Origin of the sequence: Streptomyces sp. NPDC048560 (assembly GCF_040650955.1) — a bacterium.
Taxonomy (GTDB): domain Bacteria; phylum Actinomycetota; class Actinomycetes; order Streptomycetales; family Streptomycetaceae; genus Streptomyces.
Map to the genome: position 1 here is coordinate 1 of NZ_JBEZIJ010000010.1, position 26083 is coordinate 26083.

At 69.8% G+C, this 26083-nt stretch carries 25 protein-coding genes and 1 riboswitch; of the genes, 17 read left to right on the top strand and 8 right to left on the bottom strand.

The features are described from left to right. Positions 1-195: 195 nt before the first annotated feature. From AB0C82_RS25210 to AB0C82_RS25255, 10 genes are all read left to right on the top strand, one after another. Entirely contained in the window at positions 196-804 is a 609-nt protein-coding gene (locus AB0C82_RS25210) for a CDP-alcohol phosphatidyltransferase family protein (RefSeq protein ID WP_362845978.1), read from the top strand. Positions 805-915: 111 nt separating this feature from the next. Further along, a complete protein-coding gene (locus AB0C82_RS25215) occupies positions 916-3411 on the top strand; it encodes a mannose-1-phosphate guanyltransferase (protein ID WP_362845980.1) in 2496 nt (831 codons plus the stop codon). 98 nt (positions 3412-3509) lie between these two features. Then, positions 3510-4430 carry a DUF881 domain-containing protein gene (locus AB0C82_RS25220; RefSeq protein WP_362845982.1) on the top strand — a complete coding sequence of 307 codons (921 nt, stop codon included), beginning with the start codon at positions 3510-3512 and terminating at the stop codon, positions 4428-4430. Beyond that, a complete protein-coding gene (locus tag AB0C82_RS25225) occupies positions 4427-4759 on the top strand; it encodes a small basic family protein (protein ID WP_003970459.1) in 333 nt (110 codons plus the stop codon). Before AB0C82_RS25220 ends, AB0C82_RS25225 begins: the two co-directional genes overlap by 4 nt. A 5-nt stretch (positions 4760-4764) precedes the next feature. Beyond that, positions 4765-5559 (top strand): DUF881 domain-containing protein, encoded by a 795-nt coding sequence (locus AB0C82_RS25230; RefSeq protein WP_362845984.1) that lies wholly within the window; start codon positions 4765-4767, stop codon positions 5557-5559. A 190-nt stretch (positions 5560-5749) separates the two neighbouring features. After that, positions 5750-6544 carry an FHA domain-containing protein gene (locus tag AB0C82_RS25235; RefSeq protein ID WP_362845986.1) on the top strand — a complete coding sequence of 265 codons (795 nt, stop codon included), beginning with the start codon at positions 5750-5752 and terminating at the stop codon, positions 6542-6544. Positions 6545-6585: 41 nt separating this feature from the next. Then, the gene (locus AB0C82_RS25240) at positions 6586-7326 is read left to right on the top strand and encodes a MerR family transcriptional regulator (protein WP_362845988.1); all 741 of its coding nucleotides are present in this window, start codon (positions 6586-6588) and stop codon (positions 7324-7326) included. 54 nt (positions 7327-7380) lie between these two features. Then, positions 7381-7854, top strand: a complete 474-nt coding sequence (locus AB0C82_RS25245) for a bifunctional nuclease family protein (RefSeq protein WP_014044725.1) — start codon at positions 7381-7383, stop codon at positions 7852-7854. A gap of 168 nt (positions 7855-8022) precedes the next feature. After that, the gene (locus AB0C82_RS25250) at positions 8023-8637 is read left to right on the top strand and encodes a MerR family transcriptional regulator (RefSeq protein ID WP_362845990.1); all 615 of its coding nucleotides are present in this window, start codon (positions 8023-8025) and stop codon (positions 8635-8637) included. Between the two features lie 74 nt (positions 8638-8711). Beyond that, entirely contained in the window at positions 8712-10166 is a 1455-nt protein-coding gene (locus tag AB0C82_RS25255; protein WP_362845992.1) for a DNA polymerase IV, read from the top strand. On the opposite strand, the gene AB0C82_RS25260 is transcribed toward AB0C82_RS25255, so the two are convergent. After that, positions 10091-10459, bottom strand: coding sequence for a PRC-barrel domain-containing protein (locus tag AB0C82_RS25260; protein ID WP_362845994.1), 369 nt, complete (start codon positions 10457-10459; stop codon positions 10091-10093). The two genes, AB0C82_RS25255 and AB0C82_RS25260, sit on opposite strands and share 76 nt — an antisense overlap. Positions 10460-10592: 133 nt before the next feature. Beyond that, positions 10593-10690: riboswitch (glycine riboswitch) on the top strand. Between the two features lie 193 nt (positions 10691-10883). On the opposite strand from AB0C82_RS25260, the gene gcvP reads away from it, so the two are divergent. Beyond that, positions 10884-13769, top strand: coding sequence for an aminomethyl-transferring glycine dehydrogenase (gene gcvP / locus AB0C82_RS25265; RefSeq protein ID WP_362845996.1), 2886 nt, complete (start codon positions 10884-10886; stop codon positions 13767-13769). 87 nt (positions 13770-13856) lie between these two features. On the opposite strand, the gene AB0C82_RS25270 is transcribed toward gcvP, so the two are convergent. Together AB0C82_RS25270 and AB0C82_RS25275 are read right to left on the bottom strand one after the other, a co-directional pair. Beyond that, positions 13857-14063, bottom strand: coding sequence for a DUF5999 family protein (locus tag AB0C82_RS25270; RefSeq protein WP_362845998.1), 207 nt, complete (start codon positions 14061-14063; stop codon positions 13857-13859). A gap of 302 nt (positions 14064-14365) precedes the next feature. Continuing rightward, positions 14366-14953, bottom strand: a complete 588-nt coding sequence (locus AB0C82_RS25275) for a hypothetical protein (RefSeq protein WP_362846000.1) — start codon at positions 14951-14953, stop codon at positions 14366-14368. A 484-nt stretch (positions 14954-15437) separates the two neighbouring features. Here AB0C82_RS25275 and AB0C82_RS25280 point away from each other — a divergent pair, with 484 nt between their 5' ends. Continuing rightward, positions 15438-16943, top strand: a complete 1506-nt coding sequence (locus tag AB0C82_RS25280; RefSeq protein WP_362846002.1) for a glutamate--cysteine ligase — start codon at positions 15438-15440, stop codon at positions 16941-16943. A gap of 99 nt (positions 16944-17042) precedes the next feature. Here AB0C82_RS25280 and AB0C82_RS25285 read toward each other — a convergent pair whose 3' ends face one another. Beyond that, entirely contained in the window at positions 17043-18830 is a 1788-nt protein-coding gene (locus AB0C82_RS25285) for a substrate-binding and VWA domain-containing protein (protein ID WP_362846004.1), read from the bottom strand. A 185-nt stretch (positions 18831-19015) separates the two neighbouring features. On the opposite strand from AB0C82_RS25285, the gene AB0C82_RS25290 reads away from it, so the two are divergent. Further along, positions 19016-19795, top strand: coding sequence for a CPBP family intramembrane glutamic endopeptidase (locus AB0C82_RS25290; protein ID WP_362846006.1), 780 nt, complete (start codon positions 19016-19018; stop codon positions 19793-19795). A gap of 54 nt (positions 19796-19849) precedes the next feature. On the opposite strand, the gene AB0C82_RS25295 is transcribed toward AB0C82_RS25290, so the two are convergent. Beyond that, entirely contained in the window at positions 19850-20671 is an 822-nt protein-coding gene (locus AB0C82_RS25295; protein WP_362846008.1) for a PhzF family phenazine biosynthesis protein, read from the bottom strand. Between the two features lie 212 nt (positions 20672-20883). Between AB0C82_RS25295 and AB0C82_RS25300 the strand changes: the two genes are divergently transcribed. After that, a complete protein-coding gene (locus AB0C82_RS25300) occupies positions 20884-21489 on the top strand; it encodes a PadR family transcriptional regulator (RefSeq protein WP_362846010.1) in 606 nt (201 codons plus the stop codon). A gap of 91 nt (positions 21490-21580) precedes the next feature. On the opposite strand, the gene AB0C82_RS25305 is transcribed toward AB0C82_RS25300, so the two are convergent. Together AB0C82_RS25305 and AB0C82_RS25310 are read right to left on the bottom strand one after the other, a co-directional pair. Further along, on the bottom strand, positions 21581-22012 hold the full coding sequence (locus AB0C82_RS25305) for an SRPBCC family protein (RefSeq protein ID WP_362846012.1): 432 nt from the start codon (positions 22010-22012) through the stop codon (positions 21581-21583). Positions 22013-22091: 79 nt separating this feature from the next. Then, entirely contained in the window at positions 22092-22286 is a 195-nt protein-coding gene (locus AB0C82_RS25310; protein ID WP_362846014.1) for a hypothetical protein, read from the bottom strand. A 242-nt stretch (positions 22287-22528) separates the two neighbouring features. Between AB0C82_RS25310 and AB0C82_RS25315 the strand changes: the two genes are divergently transcribed. The 3 genes from AB0C82_RS25315 to AB0C82_RS25325 all read left to right on the top strand — a co-directional run bounded on the left by AB0C82_RS25315 (position 22529) and on the right by AB0C82_RS25325 (position 25268). Next, positions 22529-23071, top strand: a complete 543-nt coding sequence (locus AB0C82_RS25315) for a peptidase (RefSeq protein WP_362846016.1) — start codon at positions 22529-22531, stop codon at positions 23069-23071. Between the two features lie 49 nt (positions 23072-23120). After that, complete coding sequence (locus AB0C82_RS25320) at positions 23121-24152, top strand: EamA family transporter (RefSeq protein WP_362846018.1); 1032 nt, start codon at positions 23121-23123, stop codon at positions 24150-24152. 159 nt (positions 24153-24311) lie between these two features. Further along, positions 24312-25268 carry an EamA family transporter gene (locus AB0C82_RS25325; protein ID WP_362846020.1) on the top strand — a complete coding sequence of 319 codons (957 nt, stop codon included), beginning with the start codon at positions 24312-24314 and terminating at the stop codon, positions 25266-25268. Between the two features lie 89 nt (positions 25269-25357). On the opposite strand, the gene AB0C82_RS25330 is transcribed toward AB0C82_RS25325, so the two are convergent. Continuing rightward, complete coding sequence (locus AB0C82_RS25330) at positions 25358-26068, bottom strand: pyridoxamine 5'-phosphate oxidase family protein (RefSeq protein ID WP_362846022.1); 711 nt, start codon at positions 26066-26068, stop codon at positions 25358-25360. Positions 26069-26083: the final 15 nt, after the last annotated feature.

Consider the following 26083-nt stretch of genomic DNA (forward strand, 5'->3'; position numbering starts at 1 on the left):
GGTACTGCAGGGGGGACCCTGTGGGAGAGTAGGACGCCGCCGAACAATTATTCCGGGAAAGCCCCGTACCGCAAGGTACGGGGCTTTTCTGCGTTCAGAGCCCTCCCGTCGTACCTACCCCCGTGCACCGCTGCGCGGTGGCTGAAGGTAAGGTCAGGGGGCATCATTGGCACATTCTTCACAGGAGGCCCCCGGGTGGAGGTCCAGGAGACTCGGGTTCAGACGGACCGGGTCCTCACCATCCCCAACATCCTCAGCATGGCTCGCCTTGCCGGGGTCCCGCTCTTCCTGTGGCTGATTCTTCGCCCCGAGTTCGGCGGTCCCGAGAGCGACGGCTGGGCCCTGCTGGTGCTGATGTTCAGCGGCGTCAGTGACTACCTCGACGGAAAGCTCGCCCGCCGGTGGAACCAGATCAGCAGCCTCGGGCGGCTCCTGGACCCCGCGGCCGACCGTCTCTACATTCTTACGACCCTCATCGGCCTGACCTGGCGGGAGATCCTCCCGCTCTGGCTCACCGCCGCACTGCTGGCACGCGAGCTCATGCTGCTGGTGATGGTCGCTATCCTCCGCCGGCACGGCTATCCGCCCCCGCAGGTCAACTTCTTGGGGAAGGCTGCAACGTTCAACCTGATGTACGCCTTCCCCTTGTTGCTGCTCAGTGACGGAAGTGGTTGGCTGGCTACGTTGGCCGCCATTTTCGGATGGGCGTTCGCCGGATGGGGTACAACGCTCTACTGGTGGGCAGGGATTCTATACGTGGTCCAGGTCCGCCGGCTCGTCAAGGCGGATGTAGTAGCCGATTGAACTCGTTGATGCAGTGCCGCGCAGCGTTGCCGGCCGCACCTGATGTCTGGATGATGCCCCGACGGGCGAAGTCGGCTAGACCGTCGTCTCTTCAAGGAGGACGTTTCCGACATGAAGGCCGTCGTGATGGCTGGTGGTGAAGGCACTCGCCTTCGCCCCATGACCTCAAGCATGCCCAAGCCGCTACTGCCCGTGGCCAATCGGCCCATCATGGAGCACGTACTGCGGCTACTCAAGCGGCATGGGCTCAATGAGACCGTCGTAACCGTCCAGTTCCTCGCCTCTCTCGTCAAGAACTACTTCGGCGACGGCGAAGAGCTCGGGATGGAACTCACCTACGCCAATGAGGAGAAGCCACTCGGCACAGCGGGGAGCGTGAAGAACGCCGAGGAAGCCCTCAAGGACGACACATTTCTCGTCATCTCCGGTGACGCGCTCACCGATTTCGACCTCACCGACCTCATCGCCTTCCACAAGGCGAAGGGCGGGCTTGTCACCGTGTGTCTGACGCGGGTACCGAATCCTCTGGAATTCGGTATCACGATCGTGGACGAAGAGGGACAGGTCGAACGATTCCTGGAGAAGCCCACCTGGGGGCAGGTCTTCTCGGACACCGTCAACACGGGCATCTACGTGATGGAGCCCGAGGTCTTCAACTACGTCCAGGCGGACACCTCCGTGGACTGGTCCGGAGACGTCTTCCCGCAGCTCATGAAGGAAGGCAAGCCGATCTACGGCTATGTCGCCGAGGGCTACTGGGAGGACGTGGGTACGCACGAGAGTTATGTGAAGGCCCAGGCCGACGTCCTGGAGCGGAAGGTCGACGTCGAACTCGACGGTTTCGAGATCTCCCCGGGCGTATGGGTGGCCGAGGGCGCCGAGGTGCACCCCGACGCCGTCCTGCGGGGACCGCTGTACATCGGTGACTACGCCAAGATCGAGGCGGACGTCGAGCTGCGTGAGCACACCGTGGTGGGGTCCAACGTCGTCGTCAAGTCCGGTGCGTTCCTGCACAGGGCGGTGGTGCACGACAACGTCTACATCGGCCAGCACAGCAATCTGCGCGGCTGCGTGATCGGGAAGAACACCGACATCATGCGGGCCGCCCGCATCGAGGACGGTGCGGTCATCGGCGACGAGTGTCTGGTCGGCGAGGAATCGATCATCCAGGGCAATGTGCGGGTCTACCCGTTCAAGACGATCGAGGCCGGCGCCTTCGTCAACACCTCGGTCATCTGGGAGTCGCGCGGACAGGCCCATCTGTTCGGCGCCCGTGGTGTATCCGGCATCCTGAACGTCGAGATCACCCCGGAGCTCGCCGTACGGCTCGCGGGTGCCTACGCCACCACTCTCAAGAAGGGGGCGACGGTCACGACGGCACGTGACCACTCCCGTGGCGCCCGAGCGCTGAAGAGAGCCGTCATCTCGGCCCTGCAGACGAGCGCGATCGATGTCAGGGACCTGGAGAACGTTCCCCTGCCCGTGGCCCGTCAGCAGACGGCACGGGGCAGTGCCGGCGGCATCATGATCCGTACGTCCCCCGGTGTTCCCGATTCGGTCGACATCATGTTCTTCGACGAACGGGGTGCGGACCTCTCCCAGGCGCTCCAGCGCAAGCTGGACCGGGTCTACGCCCGCCAGGAGTACCGCAGGGCCTTCCCCGGCGAGATCGGTGACCTGCACTTCCCGTCCAGCGTCTTCGACTCGTACACGGGCTCTCTGCTCCGTAACGTCGACACGAGCGGTATCGCCGACGCGAACCTCAAGGTCGTCGTCGACGCCTCCAACGGCAGCGCGGGGCTCGTGCTGCCCAGCCTGCTCGGACGCCTCGGTGTCGACGCGCTGACCATCAACCCCGGGCTCGACGAGTCCAGGCCGACCGAGACCGCCGAGACGAGACGGGCGGGACTCGTGCGGCTCGGGGAGATCGTCTCCTCCGCGCGGGCTGCCTTCGGGGTGAGGTTCGACCCCGTGGGTGAGCGCCTCTCCCTCGTCGACGAGCTGGGCCGGATCATCGAGGACGACCGGGCACTGCTGGTCATGCTCGACCTCGTGGCCGCGGAGCGGCGCAGTGGACGGGTGGCTCTGCCCGTGACGACCACACGAGTCGCGGAGCAGGTGGCGGCGTACCACGGCACGCAGGTCGAGTGGACGACCACATCGCCGGACGACCTGACCCGGGTGGGACGCGAAGAGAACACCATCTTCGGTGGAGACGGGCGCGGCGGGTTCATCGTTCCCGAATTCAGCAGCGTCTTCGACGGCTCGGCGGCGTTCGTCCGGCTGCTCGCCCTGGTGGCGAGGACCCAGCTCACCCTCAGCCAGATCGACGCCCGCATTCCCCGCGCCCACGTGCTGCGCCGTGACCTGGCGACGCCCTGGGCGGTCAAGGGGCTCGTCATGCGCCGCGTCGTGGAGGCAGCGGGGGAGCGTGACGTGGACACCACGGACGGGGTGCGCGTCGTCGAGGCCGACGGGCGCTGGGTGATGGTGCTGCCCGACCCGGCCGAAGCGGTCACCCACCTGTGGGCGGAAGGCCCCGACGACGCGTCGTCGCAGGCGCTGCTCGACGAGTGGTCGGCCATCGTGGACAGCGCCGGCGACTGAGCCGGCGCGGTGCACCGGGAGCCGCCGCAGCGGCGGCTCCCGGTGCACCGGGTGGGGCCATTCGGCGGTAGCAGTGGTGACGTGCGACGATGTGCGGCATGTCGCAGCAGTCCCCCGATCGGAGCACCGCCTCTCCGCCTGTGCGCCCCGACGCGTCCATGTCGCTGCTGACCAACGTGATGGACCACAGCCTCGACGAGGGTTACGCCGAGGCCTCCGCACGCCGTAAGGCCGACGGGAGCGCGGGCCTGCCCCGTACGCTCAGGTCCAAGCTCGGCCTCGCCGCAGGTCTCGTCCTGGCCGCCCTCGTGGTGACTCTCGGTGCCGCGGAAGCGCGGATCTCGGCCCCCGTGGTGGCCAAGGAGCGCGAAGAGCTCATCGACCGCATCGACGCGGAGACCAGCGCGGCCGATGCCCTCGAATCCGACGTCGACGAGCTCCGCACCGACGTGGGCGAGCGTCAGCGCAAGGCGCTCGAACAGCACGGCGGCGACCAGGGCGAACTGGTGGCGCTGCTCTCCGGAGCGACCGCGGTCGAAGGACCCGGGGTGAAGCTCGTCGTCGACGACGCCGAGGACACCGACCAGGGGGGCGGCGGCCCGCGTGAGTCCACGGGCTTCGCCGACACCGGGCGGGTCCGGGACCGGGACATGCAACGCGTCGTCAACGGCCTCTGGCAGTCCGGCGCCGAGGCGGTCGCCATCAACGGGCAGCGGCTGACCGCCCTTTCGGCGATCCGTGCGGCGGGCGACGCCATACTGGTCGACAACAGACCGCTCGTACCGCCGTACACCGTGCTCGCGGTGGGGGACGGCAAGCGGCTGAGCACAGCGTTCCAGGACAGTGCTGACGGTCAGTATCTCCACGCGCTCCAGGAGAGTTTCGACATCCGTACCAGCATTTCCGATCAGGAGAAGGTGCGCCTGCCCGCTGCGCCCAGCCTGATCGTGCGTACAGCAGAGCCGAAGGCCGCAGACACCGGCAGTGGTGCGGCAGAAACAGGGAAGGGCACATCGTGATCGCCGTACTGGGCCTCGTCGTGGGAGTCGTGGTCGGCCTGTTGGTCCGGCCCGAGGTACCGGCGGTGGTCGAGCCCTACCTGCCGATCGCCGTCGTGGCCGCGCTCGACGCCGTGTTCGGTGGCCTGCGGGCCATGCTGGACGGAATCTTCGTGGACAAGGTCTTCGTGGTCTCCTTCCTCTCCAACGTGGTGGTGGCCGCCCTGATCGTGTTCCTCGGCGACAAACTGGGCGTCGGGGCCCAGCTCTCCACCGGTGTGGTGGTGGTGCTCGGCATCCGGATCTTCTCCAACGCCGCCGCGATCCGCCGGCACGTCTTCCGGGCTTGAGGCCGATGAGTAACGAAGCAACTCCCAACGGCGAGGAGCGCACCGGCGAGCAGCCGGTCGACGCACCCGCACCCACGGCGCTGTCCGGGCGCCAGCGGCTGCTCGCGGGCCTCTGGCCGCCGCGGGTGAGCCGCGCCCAACTCATCGTCGCCCTCCTGCTGTTCGTGCTCGGACTCGGGCTGGCCATCCAGGTCAGGTCGAACAGTGACGACAGCGCGCTGCGCGGTGCCCGCCAGGAGGACCTGGTCCGCATCCTCGACGAGGTCGACGACAGGACCCAGCGTCTGGAGGACGAGAAACAGCGGCTCGACGATCAGCGCACCGAGCTCGAGAACAGCTCCGACCAGGCCGAAGAGGCACGGAAGCAGACACTCGAGAAGGAGCGGCAGCTCGGCATCCTCGCGGGCACCGTGGCGGCGCACGGCCCCGGCATCACGCTCACGATCAGCGACCCGAGCGGCGCCGTCGAGCCCGACATGCTGCTCGACGCCATCCAGGAGCTGCGGGCAGCCGGCGCCGAGGCGATCGAGGTCGACGGGGTACGCGTGGTCGCCAGTACGTACTTCTCCGGTACGGGCGGGGCGATCGAGGTCGACGGCCGCGAGATCGCGCCACCGTACGAGTTCAAGGTCATCGGTAAGCCGCAGGACCTCGAGCCCGCGCTGAACATCCCCGGCGGGGTCGTGCAGACGCTGGAGAAGGAGCAGGCCACCGCCCAGGTGGCGCGTGCCGACGACATCGTCGTGGACGCCTTGCGACCGGCGGAGCGGCCTGACTACGCTCGGTCGTCACCCCAGTGAAGCCTGGGCGCATGGGCGTCGGGGGACACGGGCAAGAGGTTCCGGGGGGTCGGCGCATCGTATTCGTGACGCGTGGTGGAAACTGTCGAGTGGATACGGACGTTGTGAAGATGTCCGAGTCGGCAGGTGTGTTCATTCAGGGTTCGTCCTGCCCCACGGGCGGGTCTATGTCGGTCAAGGGGAAACGCCCGTGAAGTTGTTTGCGAAGTTGTTCGGAAAGAGTGCACGCGAGGACAGCAGCGCTGCCCGCCACCGCGCTCCGCGGTCTGGCCAGGGTGAGGAGCAGGGCGTGGACCGCCCGCTCTTCCGTGACGAGGTGCCCGGTTCCGCCGGTGACATTTCGGGCGCGCACGGCGCGTCGTCCGTTGACCCTGCCGGTGCCGGGCGCATAGGTTTCGGTGATCCATCAACCTCAAGTGCGGGTGGAGGGTTTGCCCACGCCCCGGAGGGGTCCTCCATGCCGGTTTGCTCCAGGTGCGGGCATCGCAACGCCGAGGCCAGCCGATTCTGTTCCAACTGCGGCGCTCCGCTCAGGGGCGGAGTGCCGGAGCGTGCTTCGGAGACGACGTCGACCATCTCGATCTCCGGTCTCGAGGCGTACGAGGCGGAGGCGACGGGGCAGACCATGCTCCCGTCCCTGTCGCCGGAGGCCCAGGCCGCCGTCGACGCGCTCCCGGCGGGTTCCGCACTGCTGGTGGTGCGCAGGGGCCCGAACTCGGGCAGCCGCTTCCTGCTGGACAGCGACCTGACGACGGCCGGCCGTCACCCGCAGAGCGACATCTTCCTCGACGACGTGACCGTGTCGAGGCGGCACGTGGAATTCCGCAGGAACCCCGACGGCAGTTTCACGGTCGGGGACGTAGGCAGCCTCAACGGCACGTATGTCAACCGTGAGCGCATTGATTCCGTTCCGCTGACCAACGGCGACGAGGTCCAGATCGGCAAGTACCGGCTGGTCTTCTACGCGAGCCAGCGGGGCGTGTGACCCTCCCCCGGACCGTGTCCGGGGGACCCGCAGGAAGGTCCATGGTGCGAACATCCACGGGCGGTGCCGGTCACGGCACCGCCGCTGCGGACGAGCGAGCGATGAGCATCGGTACGGTGCTCCTCCGGCTGCGCGACGAGTTTCCCGAAGTCACCATCTCCAAGATCCGGTTCCTGGAGACCGAAGGGCTGATCGAGCCGCAGCGGACCCCTTCCGGATACCGGAAGTTCAGCGCCGCCGATGTCGAGCGGCTGGCTCAGGTCCTGCGGATGCAGCGGGACCACTACCTTCCCCTCAAGGTCATCAGGGGCCATCTGGACGCCCTGGCCCGGGGTGAGGACGTAGCCCTGCCCGCCGGGGGACAGCGTGATCCCGGCGACGGGCCCTGGGACGCCGATCCCGGCCGCGCGACAGCGGCCAGGGTCGGGCGGTCCGAGCTCCTCGCCGCCGCGGAGGTCACCGAGGACCAGCTCGACGAGTGGGAGTCCTACGGGCTGATCTCGACCACTCCCGAGGGCGCGTACGACGCCGAGATGGTCACCGTGGCAAGACTTGTGGCGGATCTGGGTCGATTCGGACTGGAACCCCGTCACCTGCGTGCCATGCGCGCTGCTGCGGACCGGGAGGCGGGGCTCGTCGAGCAGGTGGTCGCACCCCTGCGCCGGCACAGGAATCCGCAGACCAGGGCACATGCCGAGGCCACCGCGAAGGAGCTGGCGGAGCTCTCCGTACGGCTGCACTCCGCGCTCGTTCAGACGGCCCTCGGCATCCGGCTGCACTGACCCTCGGCGGAGCCCGACTACCCAAACATGGCGAGCACGTCCTAGGGTTGCTGTGTGAACGAGCTCGACGTTGTGGGTGTCCGGGTGGAAATGCCCTCCAATCAACCGATCGTGCTCCTGCGTGAAGTGGGAGGCGACCGGTACCTCCCCATTTGGATCGGTCCCGGCGAGGCGACAGCGATCGCCTTCGCCCAGCAGGGCATGGCTCCGGCCAGGCCCCTGACCCATGATCTCTTCAAGGATGTGCTCGAGGCCGTCGGCCAAGAGCTCACGGAGGTCCGTATCACGGACCTCCGCGAAGGGGTCTTCTACGCGGAGCTGGTCTTCGCGAGCGGAGTCGAGGTGAGCGCGCGGCCGTCCGACGCCATAGCGCTCGCCCTGCGCACCGGCACGCCGATCTACGGCAGTGACGGAGTGCTGGACGACGCGGGGATCGCGATCCCTGACGAGCAGGAGGACGAGGTGGAGAAGTTCCGCGAGTTCCTCGACCAGATCTCGCCGGAGGATTTCGATACCAACAGTCAGTGACCGTCCCTCAGGGGTGCTGTCAGCGCATCCGACAAGCCGTTCCCGTTGGCGAGTCACGGGAAACCACCCTCTGGGTGATTATCACTCGGCGTGCCGAGTGTGGCGATCGTTGACGCACCCCGAGTGACTGCCTACCTTCGAGATGGCAGGTCAAGGACGGAGGTCGGCGTGAGAAGCAGCGGCGACGGTACGGTGGCGGGCGGGCCGTATCCGCAGCAGGGCAGGGCAGCCGACCACACCATTCGGCAGCCGGTTCAACCGGTGGTGGCGGCGGACGGCGTAACGGCGGTGGGCGATATCGGCTACCGCGGCCCGACCGCGTGTGCGGCGGCGGGCATCACCTATCGGCAACTCGACTACTGGGCGCGCACGGGGCTGGTCGAGCCGAGTGTGCGCCCGGCGTACGGGTCGGGGACCCAGCGTCTCTACAGTTTCCGGGACGTAGTCCTCCTCAAGATCGTGAAGCGATTCCTGGACACGGGCGTCGCTCTGCAGAACATCCGCAGCACGGTCCAGCATCTGAGGGCCCGGGGATTCCAGGATCTGGAGCGCATGACGCTGATGAGCGACGGCGCGACGGTCTACGAGTGCTCATCGCCCGACGAGGTCGTGAAGCTCCTGCAGGGCGGCCAAGGCGTCTTCGGCATCGCCGTCGGCGTCGTCTGGCGGGACGTGGACGCGGCCCTGTCCCAGCTGCACGGCGAACGGGTCGACACGGGCGAGACACTGATCGGCAACAACCCCACCGACGAACTGGCCAGGCGGCGCAACCGTGCCGTGTGAGCGGAGGGACTGCCCGGTCCCGCAGGGGCGCCGGGCAGGCCGATTGTCAGTGGCATAGGGCAGCATCGACTGATGTGAGAGCCGCGCCCACCATCCTGCATCTGGACATGGATGCCTTCTACGCCTCCGCGGAGCAGGCGGCGAAGCCCAGCCTGCGCGGGAAACCGGTGGTCGTGGGCGGGCTCGGGCCGCGCGGGGTCGTGGCCACCGCGTCGTACGAGGCACGGCGCTTCGGGGTCCATTCGGCGATGCCGATGGCCCAGGCCCGCAGGCTCGCCCCCAACGCCGCCTACCTCGTGCCGCGCTTCACCCTGTACCGGACGGTGAGCGACCAGGTGATGGGGCTCCTGGGCCGGCTGTCGCCCCTCGTGGAGCCGCTCAGCCTGGACGAGGCGTTCGTCGACCTGGAGGCCGGCGGGGTCGCCGACGACGCCGCCTCGGCCCGCGAGATCGGCGAGCAGCTGCGCACGGCGATCAGGGCCGTCACCGGACTCACCGGTTCCGTCGGTCTCGCCGGGTCGAAGATGATCGCCAAGATCGCCTCCGAGGAGGCCAAGCCCGACGGGCTCGTACTGATCGAACCGGGCACCGAGAGGGAGCTGCTGGCGCCCATGTCCGTGCGCATCCTGCCGGGCGTCGGGCCGGCCACCGGAGACCATCTGCGACGGGCCGGTATGACCACCGTCCGTGACCTGGCCGATGCCGGTGAGGCGGAGCTCGTACGGCTGCTCGGAAAGGCGCACGGGGCCTCGCTGCACGTGATGGCTCTCGGGTACGACGACCGTCCCGTGGTGGCGGAACGCGATGCCAAGTCGGTGTCGGTCGAGGACACCTTCGACGTCGACCTGCACGACCGGGTGCGCGTCAGGACCGAGGTGGAACGGCTCGCGGAGCGCTGCGTGCGGCGGCTGCGCGCCGCGGAGAGGTCGGGGCGGACCGTCGTGCTGAAGGTGCGGCGCTACGACTTCTCCACGCTCACCCGCTCCGAGACGCTACGGGGCCCGACGGACGACCCCACCGTGATCAGGGAGGCCGCCGCGCGGCTGCTGGAGGCCGTCGACACCACCGGGGGCGTACGGCTGCTCGGAGTGGGCGTCACGGGGCTGGCCGACTACACCCAGGAGGATCTGTTCGCCCAGGCCGCCGACGCGCTCAGCGCCGCCTCGGACGTCGGGGCGGCCGAGGCGGCCGGTGGGGCGGAGGAGGCAGCGGAAGGGGCGGAGGAGGCCGCTGAGGAGACTCCTGAGCAGCTTTCCGCACGACGCTGGCCCTCGGGGCATGACGTACGGCACGAGACCTACGGCCACGGATGGGTCCAGGGCAGCGGCGTCGGGCGGGTGACCGTGCGCTTCGAGGAACCGGGCGACGCCCCGGGCCGGGTGCGCACCTTCCGCGTCGACGACCCGGAGCTCCGGCCTGCGGAGCCGCTGCCGCTCGTGAAGGACCCCGTGGACTACTCCTCCTGGCCCGCCAGCCTGCCGAAGTCGCGGTCGGGGGCCGGTTCCTCAGGAGGCGAGTCCAGACCGTAGTGGCGGTAGAGCTGCAGCTCCTGCTCCGGAGAGAGATGCCGTCCGACGCCGAAGTCCGGCGCGTCCTTGATCAAGGCGCGGTCGAAGGGGACGCGCAGCGAGTCCTCGACGAATTCGCTCGGCTCCAGCGGAACGAAGGCGTCCCTGCTGAAGAGCCCGGTACGGACGGCCGCCCACTCGGGCACACCGGTAGCGTCGTCGAGATAGACCTCATCCACCGTTCCGATCTTGGCGCCCTTGCGGTCGAATGCCTTGCGGCCGATCAGGCTGCGCGGATCGATATCGGTCTGCACGGTGCCTCCCACTGGTCGCAACAACTGAGGGTGGTCCCCCCATTACTCCACAAGCACCACGAAAGTGCAGATCGGGGGCGGCGGCCAGTCGAGACGGCGCGTCTGTGCCCGCTGGTACGCTGGCAGTGGCTGCTGACCCCGTGCGGGAGAGTCCTCCGGTGAACAGACCGGAGGCGCCGAAGGAGCAAATCCTCCCCGGAATCTCTCAGGCCCCCGTACCGCACGGTTGAGGTCACTCTGGAAAGCAGGACGGGACCCGTACGGGCACATGCCGGCACGGGACCCTTCCTCACCGACGGTGAAAGCCGGCTCGCCCCTGGGCGGCCGGTGAAGCTCTCAGGTCGAGATGACAGAGGGGGAGGCCGTTCGGGCAGCCACGCCGTGGTGCCCCTCGCAGGTCGTGACAGACCAGGAGGCCTCCATCATGACCCCCCGTCGCACTCCGCTCTCCCAGCTGGAGCAGGGCATTCCCTTCGAGCAGCGCCACATCGGGCCCGATGGCGAGGCCCAGGCGAAGATGCTCGCCCAGGTCGGCTACGGCTCCCTCGACGAACTCACCGCCGCCGCGGTGCCCGACGTGATCAGGAGCACCGAGGCGCTCCGGCTCCCCGCCGCCCGCACCGAGGCCGAGGTACTGGCCGAGCTGCGCTCCCTCGCGGACCGCAACCAGGTGCTGGCCCCGATGATCGGGCTCGGCTACTACGGCACCTTCACCCCGCCGGTGATCCTCCGCAACGTCATGGAGAACCCGGCCTGGTACACGGCGTACACCCCGTACCAGCCGGAGATCTCCCAGGGCCGCCTCGAGGCGCTCCTCAACTTCCAGACCATGGTCGCCGAGCTGACCGGACTGCCGACCTCGGGCGCCTCCCTGCTCGACGAGGGCACCGCTGCCGCCGAGGCGATGGCGCTGGCGCGGCGCGTCGGCAAGGTCAGGAACGGCGTCTTCCTCGTGGACGCCGACACCCTGCCGCAGACCATCGCGGTGATAGAGACGCGTGCCGAGCCGACCGGTGTCGAGGTCGTCGTGGCCGACCTGGGCGCGGGCATTCCCGCGGACGTCGCCGAACGCGGTGTCTTCGGCGTGCTGCTCCAGTACCCGGGTGCCTCCGGAGCCGTCCGGGACATCAAGCCCGTCATCGAGCAGGCCCACGAGCTCGGTGCGATCGTCACCGTCGCCGCCGACCTGCTGGCCCTGACCCTGCTCACCTCGCCCGGCGAACTGGGCGCGGACATCGCGGTCGGCACCACGCAGCGCTTCGGTGTGCCCATGGGCTTCGGCGGACCGCACGCGGGCTTCATGGCCGTACGTGAGAAGTTCGCCCGATCCCTGCCCGGCCGCCTGGTCGGCGTCTCCGTGGACGCGGACGGCAACAAGGCGTACCGCCTGGCCCTCCAGACCCGCGAGCAGCACATCCGCCGCGAGAAGGCCACCAGCAACATCTGTACCGCGCAGGTGCTCCTCGCCGTGATGGCCGGGATGTACGCCGTCTACCACGGCCCCGACGGGCTGCGGACGATCGCGCTGCGCACCCACCGCTACGCCACGATCCTCGCCGAGGGCCTGCGCGCCGCCGGTGCCGACGTGGTGCACGGCTCCTACTTCGACACGATCACCGTGCGGGTCCCCGGCAAGGCCGCCGGGATCGTCGCGGAGGCCCGTGAGCGTGGAGTGAACCTCCGGCTCGTCGACGGCGACTTGGTCTCCCTCGCCTGTGACGAGACCACGACCCGTTCGCAGATCGCCGCCGTCTGGGCCGCCTTCGGCGCCGAGGGCGACATCGAGGCGCTGGACGCGGCCGCCGCCGACACCCTGCCCGAGGGGCTGCTGCGGACCGACTCGATCCTGACGCACCCCGTGTTCCACCAGCACCGTTCCGAGACGGCGATGCTGCGCTACCTGCGCAAGCTGGCCGACCGCGACTACGCGCTGGACCGCGGCATGATCCCGCTCGGCTCCTGCACCATGAAGCTGAACGCGACCACGGAGATGGAGTCGATCACCTGGCCGGAGTTCGGCGCGCTGCACCCGTTCGCGCCCGCCGAGCAGGCCGAGGGCTACCTGACCCTGATCCGCGAGCTGGAGGAGCGCCTCGCCGAGGTCACCGGCTACGACGCCGTCTCCATCCAGCCGAACGCCGGCTCGCAGGGTGAGTTCGCCGGTCTGCTGGCGGTCCGCGCCTACCACCGTGCCAACGGCGACGACCAGCGCACGGTGTGCCTGATCCCCTCGTCCGCGCACGGCACCAACGCCGCGAGCGCCGTGATGGCCGGCATGAAGGTCGTCGTGGTGAAGACCGCCGATGACGGCGAGGTCGACGTCGTGGACCTGCGCGCGAAGATCGAGAAGCACCGCGACGAGCTCGCCGTGCTCATGATCACGTACCCCTCGACGCACGGTGTCTTCGAGGAGCACGTCGCCGACATCTGCGGCGAGGTCCACGACGCGGGCGGCCAGGTGTACGTCGACGGCGCCAACCTCAACGCGCTGGTCGGTCTGGCGAAGCCCGGCAAGTTCGGCGGCGACGTCTCGCACCTGAACCTGCACAAGACCTTCTGCATCCCGCACGGCGGCGGCGGTCCGGGCGTCGGCCCGGTCGGTGTGCGCGCACACCTCGCGCCCTACCTCCCGAACCACCCGCTCCAGCCCGCCGCGGGCCCGGAGACCGGTGTGGGGCCGATCTCGGCCGCTCCCTGGGGCTCGGCGGGCATCCTGCCCATCTCCTGGGCGTATGTGCGCCTGATGGGCGGAGAGGGCCTGAAGCGCGCCACGCAGGTCGCCGTGCTCGCCGCCAACTACATCGCCAAGCGCCTGGAGCCGCACTACCCGATCCTGTACAACGGCCCGGCCGGACTGGTCGCGCACGAGTGCATCGTCGACCTGCGGCCGATCTCCAAGGCCACCGGGGTCAGCATCGACGACGTGGCCAAGCGCCTGATCGACTACGGCTTCCACTCGCCGACCATGTCCTTCCCGGTGGCCGGCACACTGATGATCGAGCCCACGGAGAGCGAGAACCTCGCTGAGCTCGACCGTTTCTGCGACACGATGATCGCCATCCGCGGCGAGATCGAGAAGGTCGCTTCCGGTGAGTGGAGCGCGCAGGACAACCCGCTGGGCAACGCCCCGCACACCGCCGCGGCGCTCGGTGGCGAGTGGGAGCACGGCTACAGCCGCGAGGAGGCGGTCTTCCCGGCCGGTGTCTCCGCAGCCGACAAGTACTGGCCGCCGGTGCGCCGGATCGACGGTGCATTCGGTGACCGGAACCTCGTCTGCTCCTGCCCTCCGCTGGACGAGTACGACAACTGAGGCACGTGAGCGGTAGGACGTGACGCGGACATGCGTCGGGGCCGGTGCGGAGACTTCTCCGGCCGGCCCCAGTTCGTACAGCGGCTGTCAGGCGGCTTTCATGATCCGGCCGGTTGCCAGCGGCCGGTGCGGTGCGATGATCTGCCCGTCCGGCAACAGCTCGCCGGTGTCCTCGAAGAGCAGGACGCCGTTGCACAGGAGACTCCAGCCCTGCTCCGGATGATGTGCCGTGAGGCGCGCGGCCTCCCGGTCGGCGGAGTCGGCGGACGGGCAGGGTGGCTGGTGCTGGCACATGGCTGGGTTCTTTCGCTGCGTTGAGTTGAGTGTCCTGCGGCTTGACGGTGTGTTCATGGCCGCCCCCGTATCAGTCGGTCCGGTCCCAGTGTTGCCCTACCGGCGTCAATCCGCAGGGATTTCGCGGCAGCGCTCGTACTCCTCTAATGACGCATCACCCGGCCGGGCGGTTCAACGCAACTCCACTGTCCTTTCGGGTGGTTCGGGGTGGCCCGTACGGACTAGGCCGGACGCGCACGAGTGCGCCCCCACCGTGGTGACCCGGGATCCGGGGCGCTACGGCGGGGGCGCGGTGGAGCTGGTCAGGCCGGGGAGCCGAGCAGGGGGCCGGGAGGAATGCGCAGCGTCATCACGGGCAGCAGATCGGCGACGGCGTGCGGGCGGTGGGCCGCGATACCCGGAGGTGCGGGTGCCAGGGGTACGAGTACGTCGGTCGGGGCGAGTACGCCGCCGGCCGGGTCGGCCTCGGTGTCGCCGTGCAGCCACAGCGTCAGCATGTAGAGACCGGGGATCGACAGCAGGCGCGGCTGGTAGGCGGCCGGTGCCGCCTCGGCCTGCCGGACGGCCAGCTCGGTGGAAGCGATGTACGGGCCCTCGAAGAAGTGCGAGAAGGCCCACCCGTCGGCGGTCAGCATGGTGTCCGCGGCAGCGACGGCGCGGTCCCCGCTGCGGATCATGAAACGCCAGCCGGCGAGGCGGGTGCGGGGTGCTGTCTCGTCCGGGGTGATCCGGTGCAGTACGTGGACGGGCAGCGGGAGTTCGGGGCTCAGCGGTCCCTGGACGGACCGGAGAGCGGGCGTGCGGGCCTCACGGACTGCGGTAGGAGAACCGAGTGCCGTGAGAACGCTGCGCAATGCGGGCGCGGGAGCCTGGGGTACATGCAGCGGCATGGTGGGTCGCCTCTCACTTCGGAGACACGGTGGTGCGTGGGCGGGTTGCAGACGGCGCTGTCGGCGTGCCGGGGCCAGAGGACGGCCGATTAACGGGCCTGTGCGTCAACTCTCTGCCTCGTTCGCGGAGTTTATACGACACGTGTTCGCGTGGTGTTTCCGCTAGCCGTTTCCCAAAAGGTCCGCAAGGCGGTATCAGGACTTCGGAATGCGGAGTTTCTGGCGATTCGGGCCCGCCGGGACTTCCTCCGCCAGGGGCTTACCCGATACGGCGGTAGGCTGAAACTCGTCGGCGCATTCACCACGCGTCCGGCTGCGGAATGTGCCGGCTGTCCATGCCCATGGAATGTGCCCCCGGCTTCCGTCACCAGACTATCTGGTACCTGGGGGCGATGGGGGCGTTATCGATCACTTCCTCTGGGCATTATCGATCCTGATACGACGGCCTGGGCCGCAGGCCGGTCAATCTAGGAAGGACGCTGCGATGGGCGAGAAGGTCGTGGCGGGCGTCTTTGACCTGTCGGACCGGCAGGCGTACCGCGAGAAGCTCAACCAGTGCCTGGAGGGGCTGGGGAGGCTGCTGGCCGAGCGGAGGTTCGAGCGTCCCCGGAATCTCATGGGCCTGGAGATAGAGCTGAATCTCGCGGGTGCGGACGGTATGCCGCGGATGCGGAATGGCGAGGTGCTCCAGCGCATCGCGAGCAAGGATTTCCAGACCGAACTCGGGATGTTCAACCTCGAAGTAAACATCGTTCCGCACCGGCTGAGCGGACGCGTTTTCGACCAGCTCGCCGAGGAGCTGCGGACGGGGCTCGCCTATGCCCACCGCAAGGCGGCCGAGGTCGACGCCGGGATCATGATGATCGGTATCCTGCCGACCCTCGGCCGGGAGGACGTGGTCTCGGCGAACCTTTCGCAGGTGGACCGCTACACGCTGCTCAACGACCAAATGGTGGCGGCGCGGGGCGAGAATTTCGCACTCGATATCGAGGGCGTCGAGCGACTCGTGTGTACCTCCCCGTCGATCGCTCCCGAATCGGCGTGCACCTCGGTCCAGTTGCACCTCCAGGTGACGCCGGACCGATTCGCCGACGTCTGGAACGCGGCGCAGGCCATCGCCTCCGTCCAGATCGCGCTGGGGGCCAACGCGCCCTTCCTCTTCGGCAAGGAACTGTGGCGTGAGTCCCGTCCACCCCTGTTCCAGCAGTCCACGGACGTCAGGCCGCCGGAGTTCCGCAACCAGGGAGTCCGGCCGAGGACGTGGTTCGGAGAGCGCTGGATCAGCTCCGCCTACGAACTCTTCGAGGAGAACCTGCGCTACTTCCCGCCGCTGCTGCCCATCCGCGACGACGAGGACCCGCTGCGCGTGCTCGACGAGGGCGGAGTGCCGCAACTGGCGGAGCTCGTCCTGCACAACGGGACGGTCTACCGCTGGAACCGGCCGGTCTACGGCATGGCGGGCGGCGTCCCCCACCTGCGGGTGGAGAACCGGGTCCTGCCGGCCGGCCCCACCGTCACCGACGTCATCGCCAACGCAGCCTTCTACTACGGGCTCGTGCGTGCGCTCGCCGAGGAACCGCGGCCGGTGTGGAGCAGGCTGCCGTTCGCCGCGGCCGCCGAGAACTTCGACGCCGCCTGTCGCCACGGCATCGACGCCGAGCTGCTCTGGCCGCGCCCGGGCCGTTCGGGCGGGGTCACCAAGGTGCCCGCGGTCAAGCTCGTACGCGACGAGCTGCTGCCGCTGGCGGCCGCCGGGCTCGACGCGTGGAACATCGAACCCGTGGACCGCGACCTCTACCTCGGCGTCATCGAGGAGCGGTGCAAGCGGCGGGCCAACGGCGCGTCCTGGCAGGTCGACACCTACCACCGGGCTCTGGCCGCGGGACTCGGACGGGACGCCGCGCTGGCAGCCACCACCCGCCGTTACGGCGAGCTGATGCACGCGGGCGAGCCCGTCCACACCTGGCCGGTGGGCTTCCCGGCGCCCTGAGCGACGTGGCCTCTGGAGCGCGGGGGAGACCAGGCACGGGGAAGCGGGACGGGTGGCCGGGTGCGGGGGAGCCAGGGCCCCGCGACGGCTCGCCACTGGCTACTCGCCCGCCGCCTGACCGCTCTGCCCCGCCGTCATGATCGCCTGAAGGATCACGGCCTGGATCTCGGCCGGGTCGTTGACCTGGTAGCCACCGCCACCGGTCACCTCGGCTATCTCGGTCACCTCCTGGCGGTCGGCGTCGGGGCCGACGGCGATGGCGATGATCGGGACGGGGCGCTGCGGGTCCACGAGCTCTTCGAGCCGGCTGATCAGGCCGCTGCGGGAGATGCTGCGGAGGTCCTGGTTGGATCCGTCCGTGAGGATCACCAGCGCGTTGAACTTGCCCTTCACGTACGTCGACAGCGCCTCCTCGTACGCGGCCAGCGTCGTGTCGTACAGGCCTGTGGCACCGTTCGGTACGGGCTGGAGCGCGGCGAAGGCGGCGGAGAGCGCCTCCCGGTGCGTGCCACCGCCCTTCGCCGGGTCGCCCAGCCGGCGCGTCGGCATGAGCTTGCGGTAGTCCTTGGCGCCGTCCAGCGTGGTCGCGAACTCCCAGAGGCCGATCTCGTCATTGGGGGTGAACTGTGTGAGCGCCTGGATGAGGGACGCCTTCGTCACGTCCATCCGTGACTGGCCACGGCCCGGTACGGCCGTGGCCATGGAACCGGACGCGTCGACGACCGTGGTCAGCCGTGCGCTCTGCACGGTGATCGTCCACAGTCCGAGCGTCTCCTGCAACGCGGCCGCAGAAGGGGGAGCGGCGGCCGAAGTGGTGTACGGCTGGGGCTTCCTGCCGCCGGCCGACGCGACGACCTTCGTGCCGGCCGTGCCGTCCGCGGACCGGAAGCCGCGCTGCGCCAGGATGCGCCGGGACCCCTCGCTCCTGAGCAGCGTCATGAACCGCAGGGCCGCCCTGCTCTCGGCCGTGGTCAGTTCCGGTTCGTTGACCAGGGCGTAGGGGTAGTTGAGCAGCGGAGTGCCGTCCTTCGGATAGAAGAGGTCGACCTCTTCGCCGCCGGCCCGGTCCGCGTTGTGCGTGAAGGCCGCCTGCTCCGAGAGCAGCACGGCTTGGTTCCGTCTGGGATTGCCCGCCTCGGCGCCCGATCCGTCGAGCGCCAGCGTCTCCAGCACGTGGGAGTCACCGTCCGTCATCCGCTGGGCCAGGACCTTGGCGGCCTCGGCGACCCGGGTGCCGCTGTCGCCGCCCTGTTCGTCGGAGGACGCCCCGATGCTCGCCAGCGCCAGCAGTCCGGTTGCGCTGCGCGCGGGGTCCGCGGCGCCGAGGCGTACGGTGTCCGACCGCATGACGGTGGAGACCAACTCGGCCCAGGTGTACGTCTTGTGGGGCCAGCCGAGTGCTTTCGACGCCGACGGCACCACGGCGAGGGCGACGGGGGAGGAGGCCACGGAGTCTCCGGGAGCGACGGGAACACCGTCGCCGTTCCCCTTGGCGCGGTCCAGCCAGAGCTCCGAGTCGGGCAGCCAGACCTCGTAGTCCGGGGTCTCGTCGCCTCCCGCCAGCGCGCCCGCGACCTTGTAGGAGTCGCGGGCCACCACCTCGACGTACAGGCAGTGGCCGTCCGACTTCACCTCGTCCTCGCGTGCCTGGTCGGCGACGGCACGCGCGGCGGGGGCGATGTCGGGGGAGGCGGCCATGGTCAGGCGAATCTCCGAGTCCTCGCAGGACTCGGAGAAGGACAGCAGGCCGCCCTGCGCGGCGGCCGCCGTTCCCGCCGCCACCGTGAGCACGAGCATCGTGGCGATGGCTACGGTGCGGCGGCGCCGGGAAGGGGCGTCCCCGGGATCCTCCGTCGTGCAGGCGTCGGGCAAGCTGTGACGTCCCATGTCGGTGGTGCCCCTCCTTGAGGATGAACAAGGAAAAAGGGGGACCACACCATCACCAATGGTGGTTGTCCCCCGGCAGGTCCAGCATGATCTTCGTACCTGCATTCGAGACCCTAGCGGGGCGGTGGGTGGTATGAGACGTGAATGCACAACAACGGGCAGGTGTACAGGTGGAGGCGGGGAGTGTGGCTGAGATTTACCCCCAGGAGGACGTGCGGCGACGGATCCTGCGGTCCGAGACGGTGCTCGTTCTGGCGCTGTCGCTCGGTGCCAGCGGGGTGTCCGCGCTCATCAGCTTCGTCGGCTCGCTGACGAAGCCGGGGGGACTCGCGGACCAGGCGGCCACGCTGAACGGTTCGTACGCGCCGGGGCGACCCTGGCTTGATCTCGCCTGGCAACTGTTCGGTATCGCCTCGGCGCTGGTCCCTGTCGCTCTCGTGGCGCACCTCCTGATGCGGGAGGGGGCGAACCTGCGTGCGATCGGTTTCGACCGTACGCGGCCCGGGTTCGACCTCGGCCGGGGCACCCTGATCGCCGCGGGCATCGGCAGTGCCGGTCTGGCCTTCTACCTGGCGGCGCGGGCCACCGGATTCAATCTGACGGTGGTGCCGGAGGCGCTGCCGGACGTCTGGTGGAAGTTCCCCGTGCTGATTCTCTCCGCGATCCAGAACTCCGTACTGGAGGAGGTGATCGTCGTCGGTTATCTGCTCCGCAGACTGGGGCAGTTGGGCTGGACGCCGATGGCCGCTCTGGTGGCGAGTTCGGTGCTGCGGGGTTCGTACCACCTGTACCAGGGCATCGGCGGGTTCATCGGGAACATGGTGATGGGCGTCGTCTTCGCGCTGCTGTACCAGCGCTGGGGGCGGGTCGGACCGCTGGTCGTCGCCCACGCGCTGCTCGATATCGGGGCGTTCGTGGGATACGCGCTGCTCGCCGGGGAGGTGGGCTGGCTGCCCACGCCGTGAGCGGCCGGCCGGAGCGAAGGGGCGTACGGATGACTCGTACGCCCCTTCCGCTTGTCACGGGGCGGTGAGCAGCTCGCCGTCGATGACGGTGACGGCGGTGCCGGACAGCAGGGTGCGGTCACCGCGCACGGAGGTGCGGACGAGGCCGCTGCGGGCCGAGCACTGGAGACCGGTGAGGTCGTCCCGGCCGAGCCGAGCCGACCAGAACGGCGCGAGGGCGGTGTGAGCGCTGCCGGTCACCGGGTCCTCGTCGATGCCGACCCGGGGGAAGAACCCGCGCGAGACGAAGTCGTAGCCGAGCGAGGCGTTCCGGGCGGCCGCGGTGGCGATGATTCCTCGGCGCGAGCACGCGGCGAGTCCTGGGAAGTCGGGCGCCAGCGCGCGCACGGCCTCCTCGTCCGCGAGTTCGATCAGCAGGTCGCCGATGTGCGCCCCGGTGTCGAGGACGGTGACGGGCTCGGCGCCGAGGGCCTTCGCCAGGCCGGGCGGAGCGGTGACGGGCGTCAGCGGCGCGGTCGGGAAGTCGAGGGTGAGGGTGCCGTCCCGGTGGGTGGTGGCTGTGAGGATCCCGCAGCGTGCCGCGAAGCGCACCTCTCCGCTCGCGGTGCCCGAGGTGTGCAGGACGTGAGCCGTGGCGAGGGTGGCGTGCCCGCACATGTCGACCTCGGTGAGGGGGGTGAACCAGCGCAGTGCCCAGTCGGCATCGCCGCCCGGCGGCAGCGGGTGGGCGAACGCGGTCTCGGAGAGGTTGACCTCGGCTGCGACCTGCTGGAGCCAGGTGTCGTCCGGGAAACCGCCGGAGTCCAGGAGAAGGACTCCTGCGGGGTTGCCTGCGAAGGGGCGGTCGGTGAACGCGTCGACGATGCGAATCCTCATGCGGCGACCGTAGGCCCGGCGGAGAGGCGCGGGCCAAGGCCAATTCACGGCAGGTGGACCGTACGGCGGGGCGGCCCGCGCACAGCGGTGCGGACCGCGAGGGGCTTCGGCCCGGGGCCGGACAGGGTGCGTCGGGAAGAGGATTGCTAAGCGACACGTACCGATATATCGTTGAAGCATCGCGACAGATCAACGATGGAAGGAGCGTAGCGATGCGTTCACATGGACACGGCAATGAGCACGGGCATGGGCACTGCGGGCCCGGTCATCGCGGTCAGGGTGACTTCGAGGGGAGGCGGGCGGCCTTCGGTCCGTTCGGTCCGCCCTTCGGCGGTGGCCCCTTCGGTGGCGGGCGCGGCCGGGGCGGCGGCAGGGGGAGGGCGCGGCGCGGTGATGTGCGTGCCTCGATCCTGGCGCTGCTCAAGGACCGGCCGATGCACGGGTACGAGATGATCCAGGAGATCGGCGAGCGGAGCGGAGGGGCCTGGCGGCCCAGTCCCGGTTCCGTCTATCCGACCCTTCAGCTGCTGGAGGACGAGGGTCTGATCGTCAGCGAGAGCGAGGGCGGCAAGAAGCTGTTCACGCTCACCGACGCCGGGCGCACCGAGGCCGAGTCCGGCCCCGACGCCCCGTGGGAGGAGGCCGGGCGCGGCGTCGACTGGGAGAGCGTCAACGAGATCCGGCAGGCCGGCTTCGGTCTGATGGAGGCGTACGGCCAGGTCTGGAAGACCGGTTCGGCCGAGCAGCGGCAGAAGGCGCTCGCCGTCATCAACGAGGCCCGTAAGAAGCTCTACCTGATTCTCGCCGACGAGGACTGACCCCGTCGTGCGCGAGTCGCCTGCGAGAGGGCCCCGCGGCCTGGAGCCGCGGGGCCTCTCCGGCGCTCCGGGGCCGGTCGCGCGGCAGTCGTCACGCGGTGACCAGGCCGCCCAGTTTCCGCAGGGATTCGAGCAGGGCGGAGGTGGCCGAGTCCTTCAGCCTGGCCGCCATGAGAGAGATCGCCGCGCCCGTGAACTCCCCGTCGATCCTGACGGTGGTGGCGTCCCCCTCGGGCGTCAGCGCGTAGCGCATGGTCAGGTTGACGCCCATCGGGCCCTTGCCGGTGGTGGTCAGCAGCCGCCCGGCCTCCAGCTCGGAGACCGTCCACGTCACCTCGGCCGGGAAGCCCATCAGCTTCATGTTCTCCTCGTACGTGGCCGCGAGCTCCAGCGAGTCCGGCCCGCCCTTGGGGAAGTTGGTGTGGGTGGCGTTCCACTCGCCGTACGCCGAGAAATCCGTCAGCTGCGCCCAGACCTTCTCGGCCGGTGCTTCGATGCGCGCCTCCGCGCTGACTTCGGCCATGCGACCACCCCTTGCTCGTCGGGTTACGGTGTCGCGGAACGTAGTGGCAGTGACGGCAACATTCAATACTGATGACCCGTCAGATCTGCTGCGTCTGACGGCTGGGCCAGATGACGGCGGAGTCGAACCAGTCGGACGCGCGCGGATGAGGGCCCTCGTCGTGGCAGTGGAACGCCGCCCAGAAGAGATCGGCCAAAAGCGCGTCGTGCGGGGCGTAGACCCGGTAGACGTACTGCTTGCCGTCCGCCGCCAGCAGGGCGACCATCCAGAACATGCCGCCCGCCCCCTCCGGTCGTCTTCGGGCTGTGGCCTGAGGGACGTACGCGGCGTGGCCGGCGGTTGCTCCGGGAGCGCGAAGCAAGGCGGCGCGCGCCGTTTCTCCTGATCGGTACCGCGCTGCCGGGAGATCTCATCCGGAGGGATGAGGAACCGCGTGCTGTGCCCAACTTGGGTGGGACGCGGACATGGGCCGCTCCGGGGATGTGTTCCGGCCACGGGACTGATGGGGTGAGAGGTGTGCAAAACCGGACGCCGCGGATACCCGAACAGCCCGCACCGAACCGTGCCGAGCTCGACGCCACCCTCACCGTGGAACTCGCCTCGGTGGTGACCGGTGCGCGCAGACGGGCCCTGCGCGACGGCGACCGGCACATCGACACCGCCCATCTGCTGCACTCGCTCATGGAGTCGGACCCCGAGGTCCGTGCCGCCTTCGCCGACGGTCCGCAACTCGCCAAGGTGCTCGGCTATCTGGTGCAGCGCAGCATCGGCTACGGGCTTCGCTGGCAGGGGGCCGTCGAGGACTCGGGCGCGGTTTCCCCGGTGCGCGACACCGGCGTGGACGGGTGGTCGCCCTCGGCCGCGGCCGCCCTGGAAGGCGCCAGGGAACATGCCGGGCGACGGGGGGCGCATCGCGCCGGCGGGCTGGACCTGCTCGCCGCGATCGCCGCGGACGCGGAGTGCCGGGCGGTGGAGGTCCTCGACCGGGCCGGGGTGGGCGCCGGGTGGCTCGCCGACCGTACGGCTGACCGCCTAGCGGAGACGTCCGGCTCGGCATGACAGTCGTGACAGGGGTGACGCTACTGATGACACCTGTCATGATGTGCCGATGTACGCGTCTCAGGGGAGAAGCGCCGGCCTGGGACTAGCCCTGGCCTCGGCGTTCGCATTCGGTGGTTCGGGAGTGGCGGCCAAGCCGCTGATCGAGGCAGGGCTCGACCCCCTGCACGTGGTGTGGCTGCGGGTGGCGGGTGCCGCACTGGTCATGCTGCCGGTGGCCTGGCGCCACCGGAACCTGGTGCGTGAGAGGCCCGCGCTGCTGGCCGGCTTCGGACTGTTCGCCGTCGCGGGGGTTCAGGCGTGCTACTTCGCCGCCATCTCCCGTATCCCCGTCGGGGTCGCCCTCCTCGTCGAGTACCTGGCGCCCGCGCTGGTGCTCGGCTGGGTCCGGTTCGTGCAGCGCCGGCCGGTCACCCGGGCCGCGGCGGTCGGTGTGGTCCTCGCGGTGGGCGGCCTGGCCTGCGTGGTCGAGATCTGGGCGGGACTGAGCTTCGACGCCGTCGGACTGCTGCTCGCACTGGGCGCCGCCTGCTGTCAGGTCGGCTACTTCGTCCTCTCCGACCAGGGGGGCCAGGACTCCGCAGGCAGCCCCGGGAAGCACGCCGAACCTCCCCACCCGGTCGGTGTGATCGCGTACGGACTGCTCGTCGGCGCCGCGGTCCTCACCGTGTTCGCCCGGCCCTGGGGCATGGACTGGTCGATCCTCGGTGGCAGCGCCGACATGAACGGGAACGAGGTCCCCGCCTGGCTGCTGCTCGGCTGGATCGTGCTGCTCGCGACCGTCCTGGCCTACGTCACCGGAGTCGTCTCGGTACGGCTGCTCTCCCCGCAGGTGGCGGGTGTCGTCGCCTGTCTGGAGGCGGTCATCGCGACCGTACTCGCGTGGGTACTGCTCGGCGAGCACCTCTCCGCGCCTCAGCTCATCGGTGGCGGTGTGGTGCTGATCGGTGCCTTCATCGCTCAGTCCTCCGCACCGAAGCCGCCGTCCGGGCCGGTGGCGTCTGGGTCCGGCGGCGTCGGCGCGGTGCCCACTGCCGGGCTCTCCGAGGGTGAGTTGTCCGCCCGCCGTGCCTCGCCGTAGGGTGACGATCATGCACCTCACCGTACTTCCGCCGCCCGCCGTCTAGCGCGGGCTGCAACTCCAGACGAAGACCGGGCTCGGGCAGTCCCCGAGCGGTTCGTCGCTGCCCGCGTGCGGAGCCGAGCGACCACCCCTCCCGTTTTCTGTTTGGAGAAGCACGTGTCCTACCCCACGTCCGGCCTGCCCGTCGGCCGCAGCATCATCTATCTGGTCGTCGCGGGAGTCGCCTGGGGAACGGCGGGCGCCGCCGCCTCCCTCATCTTCCGGGCCAGCGATCTGGGCCCGCTGGCCCTGTCGTTCTGGCGCTGCGTCGGCGGCCTCGTCCTGCTGGCCGGAGCGCTCGCGCTGAGGCCGGCGCGGCGCGCGTCCGCTCCCGCCGAACCGCGCCGTCGCCGCCTGCTGCGGATCCTGGGCACCGGCATCGGTCTCACCGTCTTCCAGAGCGCGTACTTCGCGGCCGTGGAGATGACCGGTCTCGCTGTCGGGACGGTGGTCACGCTCGGCGCCGGTCCCGTCCTCATCGCCGTCGGCGCGCGGCTCACCATGGGGGAACGGCTCGGCCGGGGCGGGACGGTGGCCGCGGCCGGTGCGCTGACCGGTCTCGTCGTGCTCGTGCTCGGCGGCGAACGGGCCGAGGTCGAGCCGCTCGGGATTGCGCTCGCCCTGCTCTCCGCCTCGGGCTACGCGGCCATCACCCTGCTGACCCGGTGGCTGGGACGCGACGGACAGGGCGGCGACGCGCTGGCCACGAGCGCATGGGCCTTCGGGATCGGCGCGGTGGGGCTGCTGCCCATGGCGGCGATGGAGGGGCTCGTGCCGCACACCGCCGAACTCGCCCATGTGGTGTGGCTGTTGGTGTACGTGGCCGCAGTGCCGACCGCGCTCGCCTATGCGCTGTACTTCGCGGGAGCGGCGGCCGTCCGGTCCGCGACCGTCTCCGTGATCATGCTTCTCGAGCCGGTGAGCGCGGCCGTGATCGCCGTGACCGTACTGCGTGAACAGCTCACGGCGGCCACTGTCGTCGGCACACTGCTCCTGCTCGTCGCGGTGGCGGGCCTCGCCGTCGCCGAAGCGCGCGGAGCGGCTGTCGCGCGCCGGGAGGCCGTGCTCGTCTGACCTGTTGCCCGCCGACGAGCTGTTGCCCGCCGACGGACCCACTCCGCGGGGGTGGGTCCGCCGTGGCCCCGCCGTCGTGTCCCGTCGTGTCAGAGGGCCGTCAGATACGCGGGCACCGCGACGGCCGGGTCCAGATCGTCGGCGGGGACCGGGGCCGCGTGACCGCGGGTGAGGGGGACGACGCCGGCCCAGTAGGGCAGCGACAGGTCCGCGGGATCGTCGTTCGGGCCGCCGGTGCGGACCTTGGCCGAGACCTCGTCGAGGTCCAGGCGGATCACCGCTGTGGCTGCGAGTTCCTTCGCGTCCGCGGGCCGGGAGTCCTGCGACCGGCCGGGAACGACCTGGTCGACGATGGCGTCGAGCGCGATCCGGCGCTCCTCGGGGTCGGTGACGGTCCGCGCCGTGCCGTGGACGACCACCGAGCGGTAGTTCATCGAGTGGTGGAACGCGGAACGGGCCAGCACCAGGCCGTCGACGTGGGTGACCGTGAGGCATACCGGGAGGCCCGGGTCCGTCCGGTCCGCGGCGAGGAGGGGCCGGGAGCCCGTCGAGCCGTGCACGTAGAGCCGCTCGCCCACCCGCCCGAACAGCGTCGGCAGGACGACCGGGGCTCCGTCCCGTATGAAGCCGAGGTGGCAGAGGTAGGCCGCGTCCAGGACCGAGTGGACCAGTTCGCGGTCGTAGGTGGCGCGTTCACGGCCCCGGCTGGGGACCGTGCGGTCCGTCGGCGTGTACGGGGCGATGGTGTCCGGGCCCGTGCTGTCGGGCGTGAGAGTGTCCGGCGCGGCGGTGTCCGACATTGCGTACTCCATTGC